General features: G+C 35.0%; 18 protein-coding genes. 3 read left to right on the forward strand and 15 right to left on the reverse strand.

The genetic code is table 11. The features are described from left to right. Positions 1–19 precede the first annotated feature (19 nt). Positions 20–1152 (reverse strand): IS3-like element ISAba14 family transposase gene (locus CDG61_RS00340; RefSeq protein WP_223155595.1). Its coding sequence is split into 2 segments (ribosomal slippage): positions 20–900 and positions 900–1152, totalling 1134 coding nucleotides; the frame shifts between segments, so codons are not numbered across the junction. Positions 1153–1259: 107 nt separating this feature from the next. Between CDG61_RS00340 and CDG61_RS00345 the strand changes: the two genes are divergently transcribed. Next, positions 1260–1697: a hypothetical protein gene (locus CDG61_RS00345; RefSeq protein WP_017480454.1), complete on the forward strand. Its 438-nt coding sequence runs from the start codon at positions 1260–1262 to the stop codon at positions 1695–1697. A 61-nt stretch (positions 1698–1758) separates the two neighbouring features. Here the strand turns inward: CDG61_RS00345 and CDG61_RS00350 are convergent, their stop codons facing one another. Genes CDG61_RS00350 through CDG61_RS00360 form a run of 3 tightly spaced genes read right to left on the reverse strand, consistent with a single transcriptional unit; the run spans position 1759 to position 6393 of the window. Beyond that, positions 1759–2211, reverse strand: coding sequence for a hypothetical protein (locus CDG61_RS00350; RefSeq protein WP_004993232.1), 453 nt, complete (start codon positions 2209–2211; stop codon positions 1759–1761). Positions 2212–2221: 10 nt separating this feature from the next. Further along, positions 2222–3466, reverse strand: a complete 1245-nt coding sequence (locus CDG61_RS00355) for a DUF1173 family protein (protein WP_015060702.1) — start codon at positions 3464–3466, stop codon at positions 2222–2224. Positions 3467–3480: 14 nt separating this feature from the next. Next, positions 3481–6393, reverse strand: a complete 2913-nt coding sequence (locus CDG61_RS00360; RefSeq protein WP_017480453.1) for an AAA family ATPase — start codon at positions 6391–6393, stop codon at positions 3481–3483. A gap of 531 nt (positions 6394–6924) precedes the next feature. On the opposite strand from CDG61_RS00360, the gene CDG61_RS00365 reads away from it, so the two are divergent. Further along, on the forward strand, positions 6925–7461 hold the full coding sequence (locus CDG61_RS00365; protein ID WP_015060720.1) for a conjugal transfer protein TraD: 537 nt from the start codon (positions 6925–6927) through the stop codon (positions 7459–7461). 223 nt (positions 7462–7684) lie between these two features. Here CDG61_RS00365 and CDG61_RS00370 read toward each other — a convergent pair whose 3' ends face one another. The 8 genes from CDG61_RS00370 to CDG61_RS00405 form a co-directional block, all read right to left on the reverse strand. Continuing rightward, complete coding sequence (locus tag CDG61_RS00370; protein WP_017480467.1) at positions 7685–7915, reverse strand: hypothetical protein; 231 nt, start codon at positions 7913–7915, stop codon at positions 7685–7687. Beyond that, positions 7902–8324, reverse strand: a complete 423-nt coding sequence (locus tag CDG61_RS00375) for a hypothetical protein (RefSeq protein ID WP_015060719.1) — start codon at positions 8322–8324, stop codon at positions 7902–7904. The genes CDG61_RS00370 and CDG61_RS00375 overlap by 14 nt, the downstream gene beginning before the upstream one ends. Positions 8325–8484: 160 nt before the next feature. Further along, a complete protein-coding gene (locus CDG61_RS00380) occupies positions 8485–8721 on the reverse strand; it encodes a hypothetical protein (protein ID WP_015060718.1) in 237 nt (78 codons plus the stop codon). A gap of 61 nt (positions 8722–8782) precedes the next feature. Further along, positions 8783–9610: a DUF3560 domain-containing protein gene (locus CDG61_RS00385; RefSeq protein ID WP_015060717.1), complete on the reverse strand. Its 828-nt coding sequence runs from the start codon at positions 9608–9610 to the stop codon at positions 8783–8785. 233 nt (positions 9611–9843) lie between these two features. Next, entirely contained in the window at positions 9844–10317 is a 474-nt protein-coding gene (locus CDG61_RS00390; RefSeq protein WP_015060716.1) for a hypothetical protein, read from the reverse strand. 230 nt (positions 10318–10547) lie between these two features. Continuing rightward, positions 10548–11141, reverse strand: coding sequence for a hypothetical protein (locus CDG61_RS00395; protein ID WP_017480466.1), 594 nt, complete (start codon positions 11139–11141; stop codon positions 10548–10550). A 310-nt stretch (positions 11142–11451) separates the two neighbouring features. Continuing rightward, positions 11452–11847: a hypothetical protein gene (locus tag CDG61_RS00400; protein WP_005000189.1), complete on the reverse strand. Its 396-nt coding sequence runs from the start codon at positions 11845–11847 to the stop codon at positions 11452–11454. Between the two features lie 225 nt (positions 11848–12072). Further along, complete coding sequence (locus CDG61_RS00405) at positions 12073–12378, reverse strand: hypothetical protein (protein ID WP_005000193.1); 306 nt, start codon at positions 12376–12378, stop codon at positions 12073–12075. A 387-nt stretch (positions 12379–12765) separates the two neighbouring features. Between CDG61_RS00405 and CDG61_RS00410 the strand changes: the two genes are divergently transcribed. Continuing rightward, positions 12766–13794, forward strand: coding sequence for a hypothetical protein (locus tag CDG61_RS00410; protein WP_005000195.1), 1029 nt, complete (start codon positions 12766–12768; stop codon positions 13792–13794). A 640-nt stretch (positions 13795–14434) separates the two neighbouring features. Here CDG61_RS00410 and CDG61_RS00425 read toward each other — a convergent pair. Genes CDG61_RS00425 through CDG61_RS00435 form a run of 3 tightly spaced genes read right to left on the reverse strand, consistent with a single transcriptional unit; the run spans position 14435 to position 15781 of the window. Then, positions 14435–14839, reverse strand: coding sequence for a hypothetical protein (locus tag CDG61_RS00425; protein ID WP_005000449.1), 405 nt, complete (start codon positions 14837–14839; stop codon positions 14435–14437). Then, positions 14836–15525: a ParA family partition ATPase gene (gene parA, locus CDG61_RS00430; RefSeq protein ID WP_005000446.1), complete on the reverse strand. Its 690-nt coding sequence runs from the start codon at positions 15523–15525 to the stop codon at positions 14836–14838. Before parA ends, CDG61_RS00425 begins: the two co-directional genes overlap by 4 nt. A 16-nt stretch (positions 15526–15541) precedes the next feature. After that, complete coding sequence (locus CDG61_RS00435) at positions 15542–15781, reverse strand: hypothetical protein (protein WP_005000443.1); 240 nt, start codon at positions 15779–15781, stop codon at positions 15542–15544. Positions 15782–16214 lie beyond the last annotated feature (433 nt).

Below are 16214 nucleotides of genomic sequence, written 5' to 3' on the forward strand. Positions count from 1 at the left end.
AAGTGATATTCCGCTCTAGTTAAGCCACCTTGTTTTGTTGGGGTAGCTGATCATAGTAAAACTCATTTGGTGTCATTTTGTCTAGACTCGAATGAGGTCGTTTCAAATTATAAAACTCAAAATATGCACTTAATTGCTTTTTCGCATCTGTGACACTGCTATAAGCTTTGAGATACACCTCTTCATATTTAACGCTCCGCCATAATCGTTCAACCATCACATTATCTACCCATCGACCTTTACCATCCATACTGATTTGAATGCCATTTGATTTCAATACATCAATAAATGCATCACTGGTAAACTGGCTGCCTTGGTCTGTATTAAATATTTCAGGTCGACCATATTTTTCAATCGCTTCATTTAAAGCCGAAATACAAAAATCCACCTCCATACTAATCGATACTCTATGCGCAAGTACCTTGCGGCTATGCCAATCAATCACAGCACATAAATAAACAAAGCCTTTTGCCATAGGGATATACGTTATATCCGTAGACCACACTTGATTACTGCGCTGAATAGCCAATCCTTTGAGCAGATATGGATATTTACGGTGAGCTTGATTAGCCTGGCTTAAATTTGGTTTGCAATATAACGCCTGAATACCCATTTTCTTCATTAAAGTACGTGTATGACGTCGTCCTATATGATGTCCTTGACGATTCAACAAATCACGCATCATACGACTGCCTGCAAAAGGATATTGCATATGTAATTCATCAATACATCGCATCAGCTTCAGATCTGATGCACTCACAGGTTTTGGGCGATAGTAATAACAACCACGGGAGACTTTCAGCAGCTTAGCTTGCTTAGATACTGAAATCTGAAGTGAGTCGTCGATTAACTTTTGTGGTTGAAGCGGCCCAGTTTCTTCAACACACCTTCTAAAAAATCAATTTCTAATGCCTGCTCACCGATTTTTGCATGTAGTTTTTTTAGATCGATGGGTGGTTCTGTTGGAGCTTTTGATTGATCGAAAGCTTGCGAGGAAGCTGAGATCAATTGATTTTTCCAGTCAATAATTTGGTTTTGATGAACATCAAACTCAGCACTCAATTCAGCAAGTGTTTTTTCTGCTTTAATCGCAGCAAGTGCTACCTTAGCTTTAAAATCATTTGAATGATTTCTTCTTGGTCTACGTGCCATAAAATACTCCATATATTGATGTTTATAACATCATTTGAGGAGCAGAATATCACTTATAGGAGTTGTTCAAATTTACGGATCCATCTCTTCTAAACATACTGAAAATTTTGATTTTCGTTGTAGCTTTAGTTATTTTTATTAAATTCATTATAAGTGAATACTTAGGTGTAATTTTTAGCAAAGAAATTACAGTTTTTGCGGGGATGTTTTTAGCACTCGCAATTCTTGTTTATGAAATTATTTCAATTTGTATATCTAGACTAATTAATAAAATTCACTATGACGCAGATCAACGTGAAGCTATTGAAACATTTGAAAAGCATCAACTTAATGTTGGCTTTATCGTAGCTGACTTGCCAAAAGATCAAAAAAACAATGAGTTAAAAGATTGTGTTGAAGCTTATATCACTCTAGCGAAACAAAATTTACCATTTGTTTTGATTAATTCAGACAATGTATCTACTTCAGGAATATATTTTTCAGGGCAACGTGGAAAGCGTGACCATAATAAATACAAAATCATCATTAAAAGAAACTTAGACTAAAAACAACCTTTTAGAAAAATAAAAAAGCCAGTATAGAACTGGCTTTTTTTGCTTAGTACGCTTAAAAATAATTTTCTTCAGGATACCTAATTCTTTGTAGAACAACTCCAATTAAGCCCGCTACAAGCATGTAAACCGCTTTCATATACCACATGCCCCACATAACGGTAATTGTGGTCGCTGAAAATTCTTGTACTGGCTGACCAAGAAAATTAGTTGTTTGATTAAATGATTTTTCTGAAGCTTCAAGCGCATAATAATTTAATGCAGGGAATAAGCAGACAACCAATAAAACAGCTACCGTAGGGTAAAGCATAGCTTTAGGTATATCCCATTTGATAGCAAAGTACAGCGCCACTACCAAAGCAATTAAGCCAACACTAGACTTCATTCCAGTGGCAAAATCTAAACCTACGGCACTTGAGCCTTTCCATACTAGAAAGCAAAAAACAGCTATCAGAAAAGCGACAAAGCCCGCAAAAATTTTAAATTGTTCCTGTTCTTGGTAATCCATATATGAATCCTTAACTATTAACTGCGGTGTCAGTATGATTGTTATAGCCTAACAACGGTTTATTTTCAGGTGGTGGAATGTCTACAACGTCCCGATCGACATTGACCAGAATTGATGTGAACTCACTTGAAGCAATCAATTCCTTTGCTTCAGTAATATAAGAATCTTCAGTCTGATCATTGATTAAGTAAAATGCCGTTGGTGGGTTGGTGTCTGTAAGCAATACGTTTGCAATTGGACTTTTAGGGCTTAGATTATATCGCAAGCACTTAATGAATGACCTATTCTGCATTGTAAGCGTGTCTAAGAGTTCTTTTTCACCCAAGCTCTCAAATGGTAGCCAAGTTTGATTTAAAGGCACTAGAGCAATTTCTTCAATCTTTGCGATACCACTATCCGCAAATCCAAAAGTCCCAATTGCTAATAGGTTTACATCGTCTTGATAATGCGCCTGCTCAAGCTCGGCTTCAAAGCGTTTATTAACTCGGCTATACATTTTTGCATCCATAAATAAATGCAAGGTTGGGGCATGTTTTAGAATGATTCTGCCCCCATCAAAACGTGCATCTTCAATAGACTTAATCACACCAATAAATATTTTTAATGGGCGTTTATTGCCTTTAACTTTCAGGTCTGCCAACTCTGCTTTTCTTCGGGCTTCAATCTCATTGTGTTTGGTTTGGTCGTAATATTCAGGGATATAAACCAATCCACTTAAATCATCTTTTTTATTCTTTTTATCATTCAAAGCTACTTTTAATGCCTTGCGAAATTGAAACCAATTATGCTTCATGTTCGGTTGGTGGCGGTTTAACAAAGCTTCTTCAAGCAAGTAATCTAACGTCCCTTTTAAGGTCAATTTTGTTGTTTCAGCTTTTACAGTATCTTTAGGTGTATCACTTGGCGTAGGCGCTTGTTTGGATACATTGCTTTTTGACAAACTGAACTCAAACTTTAAAACACTTGCCCCTGTTTCATCTGTCTTGATAGCTTCCCCAATAACCTCGCCTAGTCCTGAAATTTCAGTAGGTGGCTCATAGCTTAGGCAACTAAAGTCGTGCTGATCTGCGCTGTTAGGCATACGCTTTAAAACAAAGTTTTCGCCAATTTTAGCGATATACATTTCAATGTTTTTTTGTGGCAGACAAGCGCAAATAGGTCTAATCCCTTTTTGATAACACTCTTGCAAAATTGCCTGTGTTAATACTTCATCATCAGGACTAACAATTTTTCCATTATGTATAAAATTATTCATAAAACCGCCCTCATTTAATATTTAGGTGTGTTTCGATTAGGCGTATTTGGGTTTTTAATACGCTGATTAGGTGCATTCAAATTGTCTTTTGGTGCATTCGCTTTTTGCTTTAAAAGCTGTTCTCTAAACTCTGTATAGACTTCAGTTTTATGCCGTGAATCGAATCTAGCTTTTGACTGGTCTTTAAACTCATTAAAGTATTTATCTGAATATTCAAGATTCAATTTATTGAAAGGAATCTCGTATTCTTCATTTTTAATTCGTGCTTTCATTACTGGCTTATCTTTAACTTTATAAGCATCAATAACTTTTAATTCAGTACCTTTTTCAAAAGTTACCTTTTTAAATAGTCCTGTTTTAATCTCAAGATCATTAGTAAGTTTTACAAGCTCACCTTTTGCTATATTCATATTGCCGTTAAACTTAACGATCTCGTCACCAAGTAAGGCTTTAGATTTCAAACTTGCTCTAACTTCAGAAACGATTTCTTCTTTAGTGAATGTTTTATTTTCACTGGTCAATGAATACAGCTTGCTATTTATTCCAAACAATTCACGCTTATTCTCTAAATGCAATCTATGATCATTTAAATAAGACTTCATTAAATTATCTTTAGATTCTACAAGTGTGAAGTCTGTAGAGAACTCTTTAGTTTCTGAACGTCCAAGTACCTTTTTGAAGTTTTCAAAAGCCGTTACTTCTCTTTCTACTGGTTTGTAATTATGGTCATAAGAAACTTTACCGTCAGGGGTCTTAACAGTTTCTTTTTCATTAGTTGCAAAAGTTAAAGCACTATAATTGATTTGAATATTTTGCTTATGTCGAGTTAAAGCAACATAAGTTAAATTAGCATTCATATTTTCACTAGCTACAATATAAGCACTATCTACAGTCATACCTTGTGATGAGTGAATAGTATTTGCATAGCCATGTTTGAACTGGTCATATTCCTTTAAATCAACTCTAACAATTCTGCTATCACTTTCCATTTGAACCATCATAGCTTTAGGATTATTGAATTTATCCTTTTCAAAACCTATTACTTTAGCCAGTTCACCATTACTAACTTTCATCTGTGAATTATTTTGTTTGAATACAATTTTCTCACCGATGGAAATATCTAAATCACCTTGATAGTTTTTCACAGAAACACTTTCAGGATTAAGCTTACCTTGTTTGATAAGCAATGCTCTAGCCATTCGATTTAGTTCATTCACATCACTATTTGAATGAGCAAGCATTAATTTACTTTCGCTAGAATCTTCACTCCATGACTTAACAGTTTTAGCTAAAGCTAGATCATGAGATTCGTATTCATTAACCATATTAATAGATTTATAAATATCTATTGCTTTACCTACTTCATGCTTAGAAAGATATTTAGATGCTTGAATCATCTTGTCAGATTCTTTGGCATGTTTCTGACGTTGAATATCCTCTAGTGAAGCAATATTTTTCTTATCTAAGTTTTCTTGAATATTTGCAAATACATGACCCGCACTTACTGCACTTAACTGGTAACTATCACCAACTAATTTTATTTGTGCATCGTGTTTTTCTACAAGCATAAGCAAGCGTTGCATATCTCTTGAACCGACCATGCCTGCTTCATCCAAGATCAATACAGTTTTATTATTTATTTCTAAATTACCGCTATCATACTTAGACAAGAAAGAAGCAATTGTACTACTTGGAATATCACAATCATTCGCTATAGCCTTAGCTGTAATTGCCTGTAATGCGATTCCATATACTTGATAATCAGATTCTTTATAGGCTTCAGAAACGGCACTTAGAACGTATGATTTACCTGTGCCCGCAGAACCATTCAACAATGTAATCCGATCGGTAGAAGTTAAGGTATAGAATGCTTTTTCTTGCTCACTATTAAATGTTCTTGTTTCAGCAACACGTACCGCATTTAAAGGTAATTTCTCAACTAGATTAAATGGTTTTTGAATACGGCTTTCCTCATTAGCATTATAGATAAATGTTGAGATTGATTCCTCAATACCTACAAGCTCTTTAGAAGAAAATACGACTTTATCTTTACCATATAAAGTAGCCATATCAGGGCAAGTTATTACCGATTCATAAGCTTTTAAATATTGTTCTTCACCATCTGTATGAGCCATTAAAAAACGCTCTAGCTCACGCACTGAAAAAACAGATTGATTAGAAGTTAATGCTTTAATTGCTTCGCTTGGGCGCTCAATTATTATTTCACCATTTTGATGACGTACTTGCTTAATATTTTCATTGATATGGTATTTGTGACTGCTAACGTAATCAGCTCTAAAGTTTTGGCTAGACAATTCAATACCTTGCTCTTTAAAACTTCTATGATCAATACGTGCATCAATACCTAAGTTTTCACAAAAATCATTTACATGGTTAGCCCATTCTAGGCGGGTATCAACCACAAACATTTTAGAAGAAAAATAACGATCTTTACCCGCACCGCCCTTTTCAGGGTTTACTGGATTATAACGCTTAAAATGCTTTACTTCGTCACGCTCTATACCGTCTAATTTTCTTTCAGAAAACATAAGGTGAACATGCGGGTTTTGCTGACCATCACTAGCTAGAGGACTATGAATTGCATAAGAATAAGTGAAGTTTTCACCTAAAGTTTTTTCAACAAATTTCTCTACTAATTCTTCTCTTTGTTCTTTATTAAGTTCTCTAGGTAATGAAATTTCTAATTCAGTATAAACACGCCCATTAATACGCTCATTCTTATCTGCTGACTTCCAAAAGTGTTTTGCATCAGTAGCCCATGACGGTAAATTTCCAGATTTAATATTTTCTAAATCATCTCTTTTATACTTTCCATCACGGTTAATGTAGGCGTAATGATTTGCGCCACGAGTTCCTGTAGAACCGTATTGCCTGCCTGTCTTAACTGATAAGTGATAGATCGCCATTTTATGCCTTTTTTGCTTTTGCTTTTTCTGTTTCTCGGAGAGAAACGCGGAAGCGTGCATTCCTACTGCTATAGTCATGATAACCTCTCTATATATTCGCTACAAGTGACAAAACAAATGCTTGCATTTGTCCGATTTTGAAGCAATGCAAGGCATTGATTTTAAAAGCGGTTTTTGGGGCTGATTTTTGGCTTTTTTTGTAATTTATTTTTATATAGATATGGGGTTTCACCCCAAGCCCCACATAAGGGAATAATTCCCTTATGAATCCCTACACTTCGCCAGTGGGTCATCGGGGGTAGACACTTCGTTTACACCCCCTTTAGGATTAGTGTGTTTTTTTGATTTTTGCTGATCAATATGTTTTCAGATGAGCCGTGAGCCTATGGCTTCCGTTCAGTCTGAAAAATATTGACAGTGCTATTGCCTTTGCGAACTCTTATAGTTTTTTGTTGCTTTGTATTTTTTTGGGATTTTTTAATTTTTCATTGTGATATTATTTGATCACCTTATAACTTTTGGATTAAGAAAATGAATATTGAGGATTTTAAATTTACTGAAGATCAAAAAAAATTCGTCACTGAAGAAATTGATCGTTTAAAAAAACTTGAGAACAAAAGTCAAACTGAAGAAATTATCTTAACTTTAGTTTCTAACATTGAATCAGGTACGCCAACGAAACAGCAAATTAGTTCTTTTGAACGGATTATGAAAAATGAGTTTAAAAAATATAAAGCTCGTTTAGAACTGGAAAAAATCAAGGAGGATGAAAAAAAACTTCTTGCAGGTTTAAAAAAAGAAGTCCAAGTTGCACAAGCTAAAGATCGAAAAAAACGTGAACACAAGCTTATTACAATTGGCGCTCTTTTTGAAATGGTAGACTTCCCATCTGAAGATAAAGGCATTATCACTGGGATGCTTTTAAGTGCTATTGAAAATGCAAAAAATAACCCAAGTTATTTTGATAGTTTGAAAGCTTCAGGTGACAAATTTATTAATGATCGTGAACAAGCAAAAAAATCAAAAAGCACTTTAGTTGATAATTCAGGAAGTGTTACTGCTGAATGACTAAAATTGAAATATCTTATATTTTGTCGCAACCCTGCGGGATTGCTTTGTAAGTCCCGCTTAGGGGCAAAGGGGAGTAGTTGCGGTTCTGCGGTCAGCTCGACAAAATCACAGATTTTGTCGGCTTCGCTTGAACCTTGCAACGGTAATCAGGGAGGGAAGAATTTTTATATTTCTTCAGTTCGCAAAGTAGACACTTTGCTCTATTGATACCGCCTAGAGTTTAGTTTTTAATATCATCTTTAAAAATATATAAGCAGGCAGTACCAAATAGCAAAGTTGTAGCTAGATTAAAAAATATTTTAATCATTTCGTAAAAATCTTGATTTGGTTGTCCAAGATCATTGTACCAGTGGCTACTTATAAAATTCCCAATGTTATACCCTGCCAACATTCCTACAAGTGTATAAATAATTATCATCAGAATTTTAGATTTATACTTAGTGTTTTTCATTAAAATTTTCCATTTGCTCTATGTTCTCATAGTAATCTAATTCAGTTACTTTCAACTCTAACAATATTGAGTGATAAAAGTTTAATGGTAGATTCAAAAGTTCATTGTGTACCGCCCATAAATCAACTTCAGATTTAAAAAGCTTAGTGTATCTTGGTTTGCCTTTTTGGATTCTTTCGCTTTCTTCTGCAATTAGTTCGGCTCTAATTTTATTTAACATATTGATCATATCTATAGCTGTTTGATCTATTGTATAGATATATGAAGTTTTGCCATTCATCCATAATTGAGCATCACGCTTATTGAACTTTGTATTTTCTTCATAGACTACATTATAAAAATCTATAACCTGTTCCCGACTGTATAAGCCATTCTTAAAGCATTCTATTTTGAACTGTGCATTATTCATATTAGTGACCTCAATAACTTTATGTTAGCTCTTACCTGTTAAGACTATGCTTTTTTGCATATCCATAAATTTGATTCGCAATGAACCGCAATTTTTTTGCTTCATTGGAATATCACCCGCAAAAAAATTGCGGGCGACTTTATCACCACTTTTTTGGTTTCTATATTTGATTTAAAACCAGTAATGTTGATTCTAAATCTTCAATATGTACACCTAGTTTTTGGGCTAGTCTGTGCATGTTTTTATCATCAAGTATTCTTAGCGCTTTGTGTAATGATGCATAATTATTTAATGTAGAAAACTCCTCTATTTTATCATCAATGTAAACTTGATCTAACCCAGCATCTTTAAAACACTCGATCACCTTTAGCCCAACAAAAGATAATTTTTCAATCATTTTAACCTTTCCTTAAATTGCTTCATTGATTAGTAAAGAAAGCCCCGCAGGGCTTACTTTATTATATTTGATCTATAAGGCTTATTACTCGTTTAGATGCGTATATCCCATTTGCATTTAACTGGCGTACCCAAGCGCCCCGACTTGGCGACCATTTAAAACCATTACTTTTTAAAATTTGGCGTATTTCTTCCGTAGGTTTACCATCAAATATAAACATGCAACGGTTTTCTATTTTGCATTCTGTATATTTATAAAGATCGTTCTCAACTTCATTTGAAGTTCTATTTTCAAGTGTTTGCAATTCTGCAATACGCTTTTTCAAGCGGTTAATTTCAGCATTATTATTCTGAAGTGAATAGCTTGCAAAACCAATTGAGCCATATTTAGGATTTAATACGTCTATAGCTTTTTCTTCAGAGAATCCAAGTTCAATTAATCCCTCTAAACGTGCATTGTGTTCGGGAAATTTTTTAATTAACTTGTTAGCCTTTTTCATTAACTCTTGCGCCTGCTGTAACTTCTCAAGCTTGCTTTTAAGTTTTTCTATTGCATTAGGGTCGTCACTTGAAATACCGCCCTTGCCTACGCTATCAGCTTTATTTTGATAGTATTCGGCTTTCTTCATTTCCTGAACTGATTTACCCATAATAGAGTGAATTTTAGAACGAAAGTTTCTATCTCGTTTTTCACTATGATGACCAACTAAAACTGGCTGTCCAAACGGTATACATTCAACCATTTGATTTGAACGTGTCGCCAATACTGTGCTTTTTACTGTTGCTTTATCAGCTAAAGCTTCATAACGATCTAAGCGGTTTTGTTGGCGTTCTTCATAACGGTTTAAGCGTTCTGCTTTGATTGCATCATTGTTATTTTGGTCGTTCATAATTCAATACCTTTTTAATTTAAGTCGCCAATCGACTTAATAAAAACATTATACCTAAATTGATTTGTTAGTACAAAACAATATATGTAAACAAGTGTAATTTTTATTGTGTGTCTTGAATGCTTCAGATTTGCGCTGTAGCGGGTTGTTTCTCTTTCCTGTGGTTTTGGTCACTCCCGATCTGAACCAAGCCCGCAGGCATTAAAAAAGCCCCTTGCGGGGCTTCTTTTCTTTTAATAAATCAATTTATAAATTGCTGTAGTATCTAAAACATTCCTATTTTTATGTATAACGTCTTTTATGTAATCACTAAAAAAAACGGCTCTGCGATTGATTGCAGGTTTTGAGCTGTATGTCATCATTGCAATTTTAGACAATGCAAATAAATTTACCACAATTGAAAATTCTAGGGCATTCAGGTTAAACGCTTCGTCCCATCCATTTTCCATATAAAAAATTGAATCAGATTGCAAAGTCCAAAAGCCGTTTTTAGTTTCCCATACTCCCCCGTCATAGCTTTCACATAATCGGCTTGCTTCTTGATATAAGATATTTTCCCATACATAAATTGTATGAGCCATTGCAACTGTATAGCGTGGAAATTCGCTTTCTTGCATTGACTGCATAGCAACTAGGTCGGTTTTATTAAAGCTGTCATAGCTCATGTCTGCGATTTCTTCATCAGTCAACAAAACTAAATCAGTCATTTTTTAATTCCTTTGTATGAGGTCGCCAATCGACCTGATAAATACATTATACCTAAATTGATTTGTGAGTACAAAACAATATATGTAAACAAGTGTAATTATTATTGTGTGTCTTGAATGCTTCAGATTTGCGCTGTAGCGGGTTGTTTCTCTTTCCTGTGGTTTTGGTCACTCCCGATCTGAACCAAGCCCGCAGGCATTAAAAAAGCCCCTTGCGGGGCTTCTTTTAATTATGCGTATGATGAAACATAACTGCGCTTATAAACCTTTGTGCCTGTTGCTAGTGTTTCGTATTCGTGCGGTGTCGCTCTGATATAGCTTGTGATCATGATATAGCCGTCTAAAATTTTCTTTTTAATTGGTTCTCCAATAAATTCGTTTTGCTTTGGTGATACTTCACTTTGCATAAAAGCCGTATCATGTGAGCGTTTAGCAATTTCCCGAACTTCACAAAATGCGCCTTTCTTAGATACCACTTGATAAAATTCTACGTTGGTTTGTTCATAGCCCCAGCATGTAGATAAAATATCGCCTACCTGTAGTTCTTCACGGAATTTTTTTAAACGCTCTGCGGTTTTTTCTTTGTTCTGTAATTTTTGCTCATATCTTGCATTACATGATTGGATACTTTCCCCAACGGCTTGTTTTAAACGCTCAATTGTTCTGTAGTGAGTATTGATAAATGGTTTTTTTGCTTTTGCTCGATACGCCTTACATACAAGCATTTCAGTTGATACAAAAAAAACCGAACCGTCTTTAGCAGTTAAAACCAAACTGCCCTCATAGAACATTTGACCTTTTTCATTTTGAGTAAAATTTTTCATTTTCGAGTACCTTTTGTATGAGGTCGCCAATCGACCTGATAAATACATTATACCTAAATTGATTTGTGAGTACAAAACAATATATGTAAACAAGTGTAAAACTCTAGGCGGTATCAATAGAGCAAAGTGTCTACTTTGCGAACTGAAGAAATATAAAAATTCTTCCCTCCCTGATTACCGTTGCAAGGTTCAAGCGAAGCCGACAAAATCTGTGATTTTGTCGAGCTGACCGCAGAACCGCAACTACTCCCCTTTGCCCCTAAGCGGGACTTACAAAGCAATCCCGCAGGGTTGCGACTAGGGCAGGGGGTTAATAATCCCAACGGCTTGCAACTGATCTAAAGTAAATTGATTTTTCATAGCCTAGTTTTCTTTCTACTGAAAACTTCCAACGGTTTACCGATGGCTTATCTATTCCTGAAAAATAAATAGGGTTAAAATTTGGTACTCGATAAACCTTTCTTTTTTTACAGCTCGGAATGCAATTTAAAATTTCATCTGCAATCATTTCATTATCACATTCAAAAATTGCATCACTGCCCGCTTTAATCACTTTGCTTTTTTCTAGTACCCCATACCAATTAAGGAGAATATAAAAGCGGTATATATGGGAAATATCAACGCTATATAGCCCTTTCATATCTTTGTATGATTGAGCTGTTTCAACTATAGGCAACTCTAACGAAAGTTGTTCTTTACTGGTCATAACTCAAAGCCTTTTTTATTAGATCGCCAATCGACCTGACAAATATATTATACCTATATTGATTTGTGAGTACAAAACAATATAGGTAAATTAATGTAATAGCGTTATGCGCCCTGATTGCTCTTATTTTTCGCTGTAGTGGGTTGTTTCCCTTTCCTGTGGTTTTGGTCACTCCCGATCTGAACCAAGCCCGCAGGCATTAAAAAAGCCCCTTGCGGGGCTTACTTATGTTTGCTTTAGATAGGTAAAGTAAAAGTCTAAAATTTGTTTAAATAGATTAATTGCTTCGTGATGTGCTTCAGCAATATTGGAATGTTCATGGGTGAAATAAAACTCATGTGGTGCTTTATCTATGTAGATAGTAATAATGTTTGCATCTTGCATTTGACAGTTTCCAAAGGACACGCAAAATGTACCTTTTGGACTTTCAAGATAGGCTCTTGAGTAGTAATCGAAGTTTGCTTTTTCAAAAGCATTTAGTAGTTCAATAACTATTTTTTTAGTATCCAACTTTGTGAAAATATTGTTCATAATTAATCACCTATTATTTAAGTCGCCAATCGACTTAATAAATACATTATACATATAATGATTTGTGAGTACAAAACAATATATGTAAACTTTTGAAATTATTATTACTGCTATACTAATTAACATTAATACGCATAATATGATTTGTGAGTACAATACAACTTAGGTATAATATTAGCTCGAAAGTTTACGCACGTATTGGGAATGCTTCAGCATACCCAATGCTAAGTAAAGCTTTGAGCAATCAACCGACTGTAGGCAAGGGCTACCGTTCTCGCAGGCATAGAGGGCGATAGTAGAAACACTATATATAGTGGCTAGTAGGTATGAGATCCGCACTAGATATAGTGTTATAGAATTACTTAATTAAAAGCAGGGCAGGGCTTCATGGCGAACTTATCTAATGAATTTGCAATACCTTTAAAGGTCGTTACTGCACGTTGCCAACACTTGAAAGCAAGTTTTAAGGGTATCTTTAATAAGATTGAATCAAAGGCTATCAAGTATAAAAACGATGATAAAAAAATTAGTTCTTTGGTCACTTGGGATGATTGGATATATGCAGGCTTAGACTGCTATGCTCCAGACTGGCAGAAAGGTTTAAATGTTGGTGATGCAATTCCCGATCATCTAATCAATAATTTGCCTTGTCCTACTGGTGAACTGGTCACGCTCGGTTCTTGGATGCTGACAAAGAATATTTATAGATTTGAAAATGAGGTAGCAACTGAACTAACAAAAAGTAAATTTGAGGGCAATTTGCCAAACTTTTTGATCAATGTTCCTGAGCTGTGCATTTACGTTCAAACTGATAATTTTGATTTGCACTTTCAGCAATCTAAAATTTATGGAGTGATATTTACCTTAACTGAACTTTGCTATCAAAAAGTTTTAGTATCTACGATTTTTCTTGATACTGGTTTAACTCGAACAATCGTCTTATTAGTCAATGAAGAAAAAGCTATAGAAGATTGTTTATCAGATTTCATAGATGAATTTCATGATGACCGTTCAATATTAGATGAAAATGAAATAGATCAATACCAATCCCTACAAAAGCAACTTATCAATATTTTGCTTTGGTTCAGTTTATCTAAGCCTGATTATGTCCCATTGCTTCCTGACAACCATAAGGAAAGGGTAGGCGTTCAGACCGTAAAGCGTGTGCCTAGATTATTTGAAGCCCAAAAGTACAAGCCTTTTATTGCAGGCAAGGAAATGTCTAAGCAGATTAAAGCCGTAAATGATCAATTAACTGAATATTCTAAACAATCATCAAAAGTACACCGCAGACCACATTTAAGGCGGGCGCACTATCACTTGTATTGGTATGGGGCAAAAGGTAGTTATGAACGATACGATTTTAAATGGATACCTATAACTTTAGTTGGCGGTACTATAAAAAATATGGACTGACCTTTTTGACATTTCCCCCGCACTCATAACCCACTTAAATCATTCAATAAAGTAGATGCCTGGTCAAGACTGCATACTTGCAGTTTTGACCAAGCATCGGAATATGATTTTTCACAGTAAGAGTTTTGGCCAAGTATGGACCAAGCAATGAAATTGCAAGTCCATACGTGCTAAAACGGTTTTAATTAATAGGGTAGGGCGGTTTTAATGGCGGGAAAACATAGAAGATAGACTGGCATAAGTAATGCCCAAAAGTAGCAAAATTCCACGTATTCGCAAAATTAGAAAACAGAATACAAGCATACTTAACCAAAAAAACTTAGTCCCAGTTAAGCTAGGGAAAAAGAACATAATAATTGCAGGCATTAAAAAGCCAGTGATGATAAGTACCCTGATTATAATTTTCTGCATGTCAGTCCCTCCAAAGACAAATAAGCCCCACTTATTGGCGGGGCGGTATTTCTAGCAACTTAAAAATATTAGATAGATAGGGTCGCTTATTTTGGCTCTCCAATTCATTTATAGCGTACTCAATTGCAACCTGATCTACCTGTGTAATTAGGTAATCAAAGTTTTTTTGATCAATTTCATTATTTATGATCACCTTATTTTTTAGATCATTTAGGTTCATATCAAGCCCTTAATTTTCATCAAGCTTTAATAAGTTTTCATTGATAAGCCAAGCCGATAATGCCTGTCTAATTTGGTCACTTCGGTTGATACCATGAACAGCCTTAAAGCTGTTTATCTTCACATCATACAAGTGATTAATGGTGTAGATTAATTGCTTAGAATTACCCTTACTTAATTCTTCACTGTATGGCGCACTTGGATTGTTTAAATAGAAGTCCAAAGCCGATCTAGCAATATCTGCTAGTACGACTTTTCTTTTATCCGCTACTTTCTCGATCTTTTTGTATAGATCGGGATTGATCTTAATTTTTTGAATTTTGTCAAAGTTCAAAGAATTAACAATGTGAGCCTTTTCATTTGCAATATGGGCATTGCTACTGGTCACAGTAGCATTGCCTTTAGGTGCTTTCATTCAGTCATTCCCTCACGTTGTAAAATTTCATCAATTAAAGCATCGACTTCGGCAATTGCTTTCTTATCCTGTTTCCCATGATCATCTTTATATTCATAGATAGACAAGCCCTCGCCCAATGAACGTGAAAAAGCAGTTCGTAACGCAATCTTAGTGTCCAAAATTGGTAAAGGGTAACTTTCAGCTAACCACTCTTTAACCTCATTAAAGACCTTAGTTTGTGGGTTTACGCCACTCAATAAAAAGTAAGCTGAAAAATCACGATAGCCCTTAATTTCATTGATTGATTTTAAGGTTTCTTTAGTAGCCCAAGCATCCAATGGACTTGTCGTATTTGGAACGATCGCAACGTCACAAGCTACAATAGCAAGGCGTGTTAATTCTGACTGTCTGCCTGCGCTGTCAGTGATTACAAAGTCATATTTTGATTTAATTTTAGCAATCTCTTTGGCTAAGTTGGTTTTTGGTACACCAATAACAGTAAAGCCTAAATCAATATCTGCTTCTTCACGTACAGTAGCCCAGTCAAGTGAACTAGCTTGCGGGTCACCATCAACTAACAGTACGTCATACCCACGTAGAGATAAGCCCATAGCTAAATTAATTGAAGTCGTTGTTTTAGATACACCGCCTTTCTGATTAACCAATGCTATTACTTTAGATAATTTTTCAGTGTTATTGCTCATGTTCTTTTCCTTTAAATTAAGTATTGTCTGTTGTTTTTACTGATCGTCTGCTTTCAGGAAGAATGCCTTTATCGACCATTGAATTAATTAAAAAATCTGTTTGGCTTAAATTGTTATCTTTGCAGAATTTAATAAGTTTCAACTTATCTTCATGGTTCATACGTGTTTGAAATCTATCTTCTTTGACAACTTCTTTAACACTGTTTTGATTACCAATCATTGTTGATCTTGTCTTACCTTTAGTAGATTTAATCATAGGTATATTCCCTAACTATTTATACATATATTAATTTGTACTCACAAAACAATCAAGGGGTATTTTAGATACTTTTGTAATTGTTCTCTATTGTTCTAATAGTTTGTTATTTAAAGTCTTTATAAGTAAAACTATATATAAGCAATACTTATATATGTACTGGGAATAGGCGCTATTACAATAAGGCGCTTATCTGCTTCAACCTCACAACCTTAGTCGTTTTCGCTTCGCTTCAACCGCCTTGCGGTTGGTGAGATTGAGCAGATTTCGGCAATATTCACCCTAGATAGCCTAAGCAAAAAAAATTGCTTAAAATGGCTATCTTGAATATTGCCGTTGTAGCATTGCTGTCGGAGCCGACATCGCTTTCAATCGACACTGTATGCCAATGTAAGGGCATAACAGCAAGTGAGTATTTAGAGCCTTACAGCTC

Source organism: Acinetobacter sp. WCHAc010052, from assembly GCF_002165295.2.
Lineage (GTDB): Bacteria > Pseudomonadota > Gammaproteobacteria > Pseudomonadales > Moraxellaceae > Acinetobacter > Acinetobacter chinensis.

Bases quoted from the DNA above. Each gene is read 5' to 3' on its own strand.
- CDG61_RS00350 (WP_004993232.1), bottom strand. From the start codon at position 2,211: ATGGATTACCAAGAACAGGAACAATTTAAAATTTTTGCGGGCTTTGTC.
- CDG61_RS00355 (WP_015060702.1), bottom strand. From the start codon at position 3,466: ATGAATAATTTTATACATAATGGAAAAATTGTTAGTCCTGATGATGAA.
- CDG61_RS00360 (WP_017480453.1), bottom strand. From the start codon at position 6,393: ATGGCGATCTATCACTTATCAGTTAAGACAGGCAGGCAATACGGTTCT.
- CDG61_RS00365 (WP_015060720.1), top strand. From the start codon at position 6,925: ATGAATATTGAGGATTTTAAATTTACTGAAGATCAAAAAAAATTCGTC.
- CDG61_RS00370 (WP_017480467.1), bottom strand. From the start codon at position 7,915: ATGAAAAACACTAAGTATAAATCTAAAATTCTGATGATAATTATTTAT.
- CDG61_RS00375 (WP_015060719.1), bottom strand. From the start codon at position 8,324: ATGAATAATGCACAGTTCAAAATAGAATGCTTTAAGAATGGCTTATAC.
- CDG61_RS00380 (WP_015060718.1), bottom strand. From the start codon at position 8,721: ATGATTGAAAAATTATCTTTTGTTGGGCTAAAGGTGATCGAGTGTTTT.
- CDG61_RS00385 (WP_015060717.1), bottom strand. From the start codon at position 9,610: ATGAACGACCAAAATAACAATGATGCAATCAAAGCAGAACGCTTAAAC.
- CDG61_RS00390 (WP_015060716.1), bottom strand. From the start codon at position 10,317: ATGACTGATTTAGTTTTGTTGACTGATGAAGAAATCGCAGACATGAGC.
- CDG61_RS00395 (WP_017480466.1), bottom strand. From the start codon at position 11,141: ATGAAAAATTTTACTCAAAATGAAAAAGGTCAAATGTTCTATGAGGGC.
- CDG61_RS00400 (WP_005000189.1), bottom strand. From the start codon at position 11,847: ATGACCAGTAAAGAACAACTTTCGTTAGAGTTGCCTATAGTTGAAACA.
- CDG61_RS00405 (WP_005000193.1), bottom strand. From the start codon at position 12,378: ATGAACAATATTTTCACAAAGTTGGATACTAAAAAAATAGTTATTGAA.
- CDG61_RS00410 (WP_005000195.1), top strand. From the start codon at position 12,766: ATGGCGAACTTATCTAATGAATTTGCAATACCTTTAAAGGTCGTTACT.
- CDG61_RS00425 (WP_005000449.1), bottom strand. From the start codon at position 14,839: ATGAAAGCACCTAAAGGCAATGCTACTGTGACCAGTAGCAATGCCCAT.
- parA (WP_005000446.1), bottom strand. From the start codon at position 15,525: ATGAGCAATAACACTGAAAAATTATCTAAAGTAATAGCATTGGTTAAT.
- CDG61_RS00435 (WP_005000443.1), bottom strand. From the start codon at position 15,781: ATGATTAAATCTACTAAAGGTAAGACAAGATCAACAATGATTGGTAAT.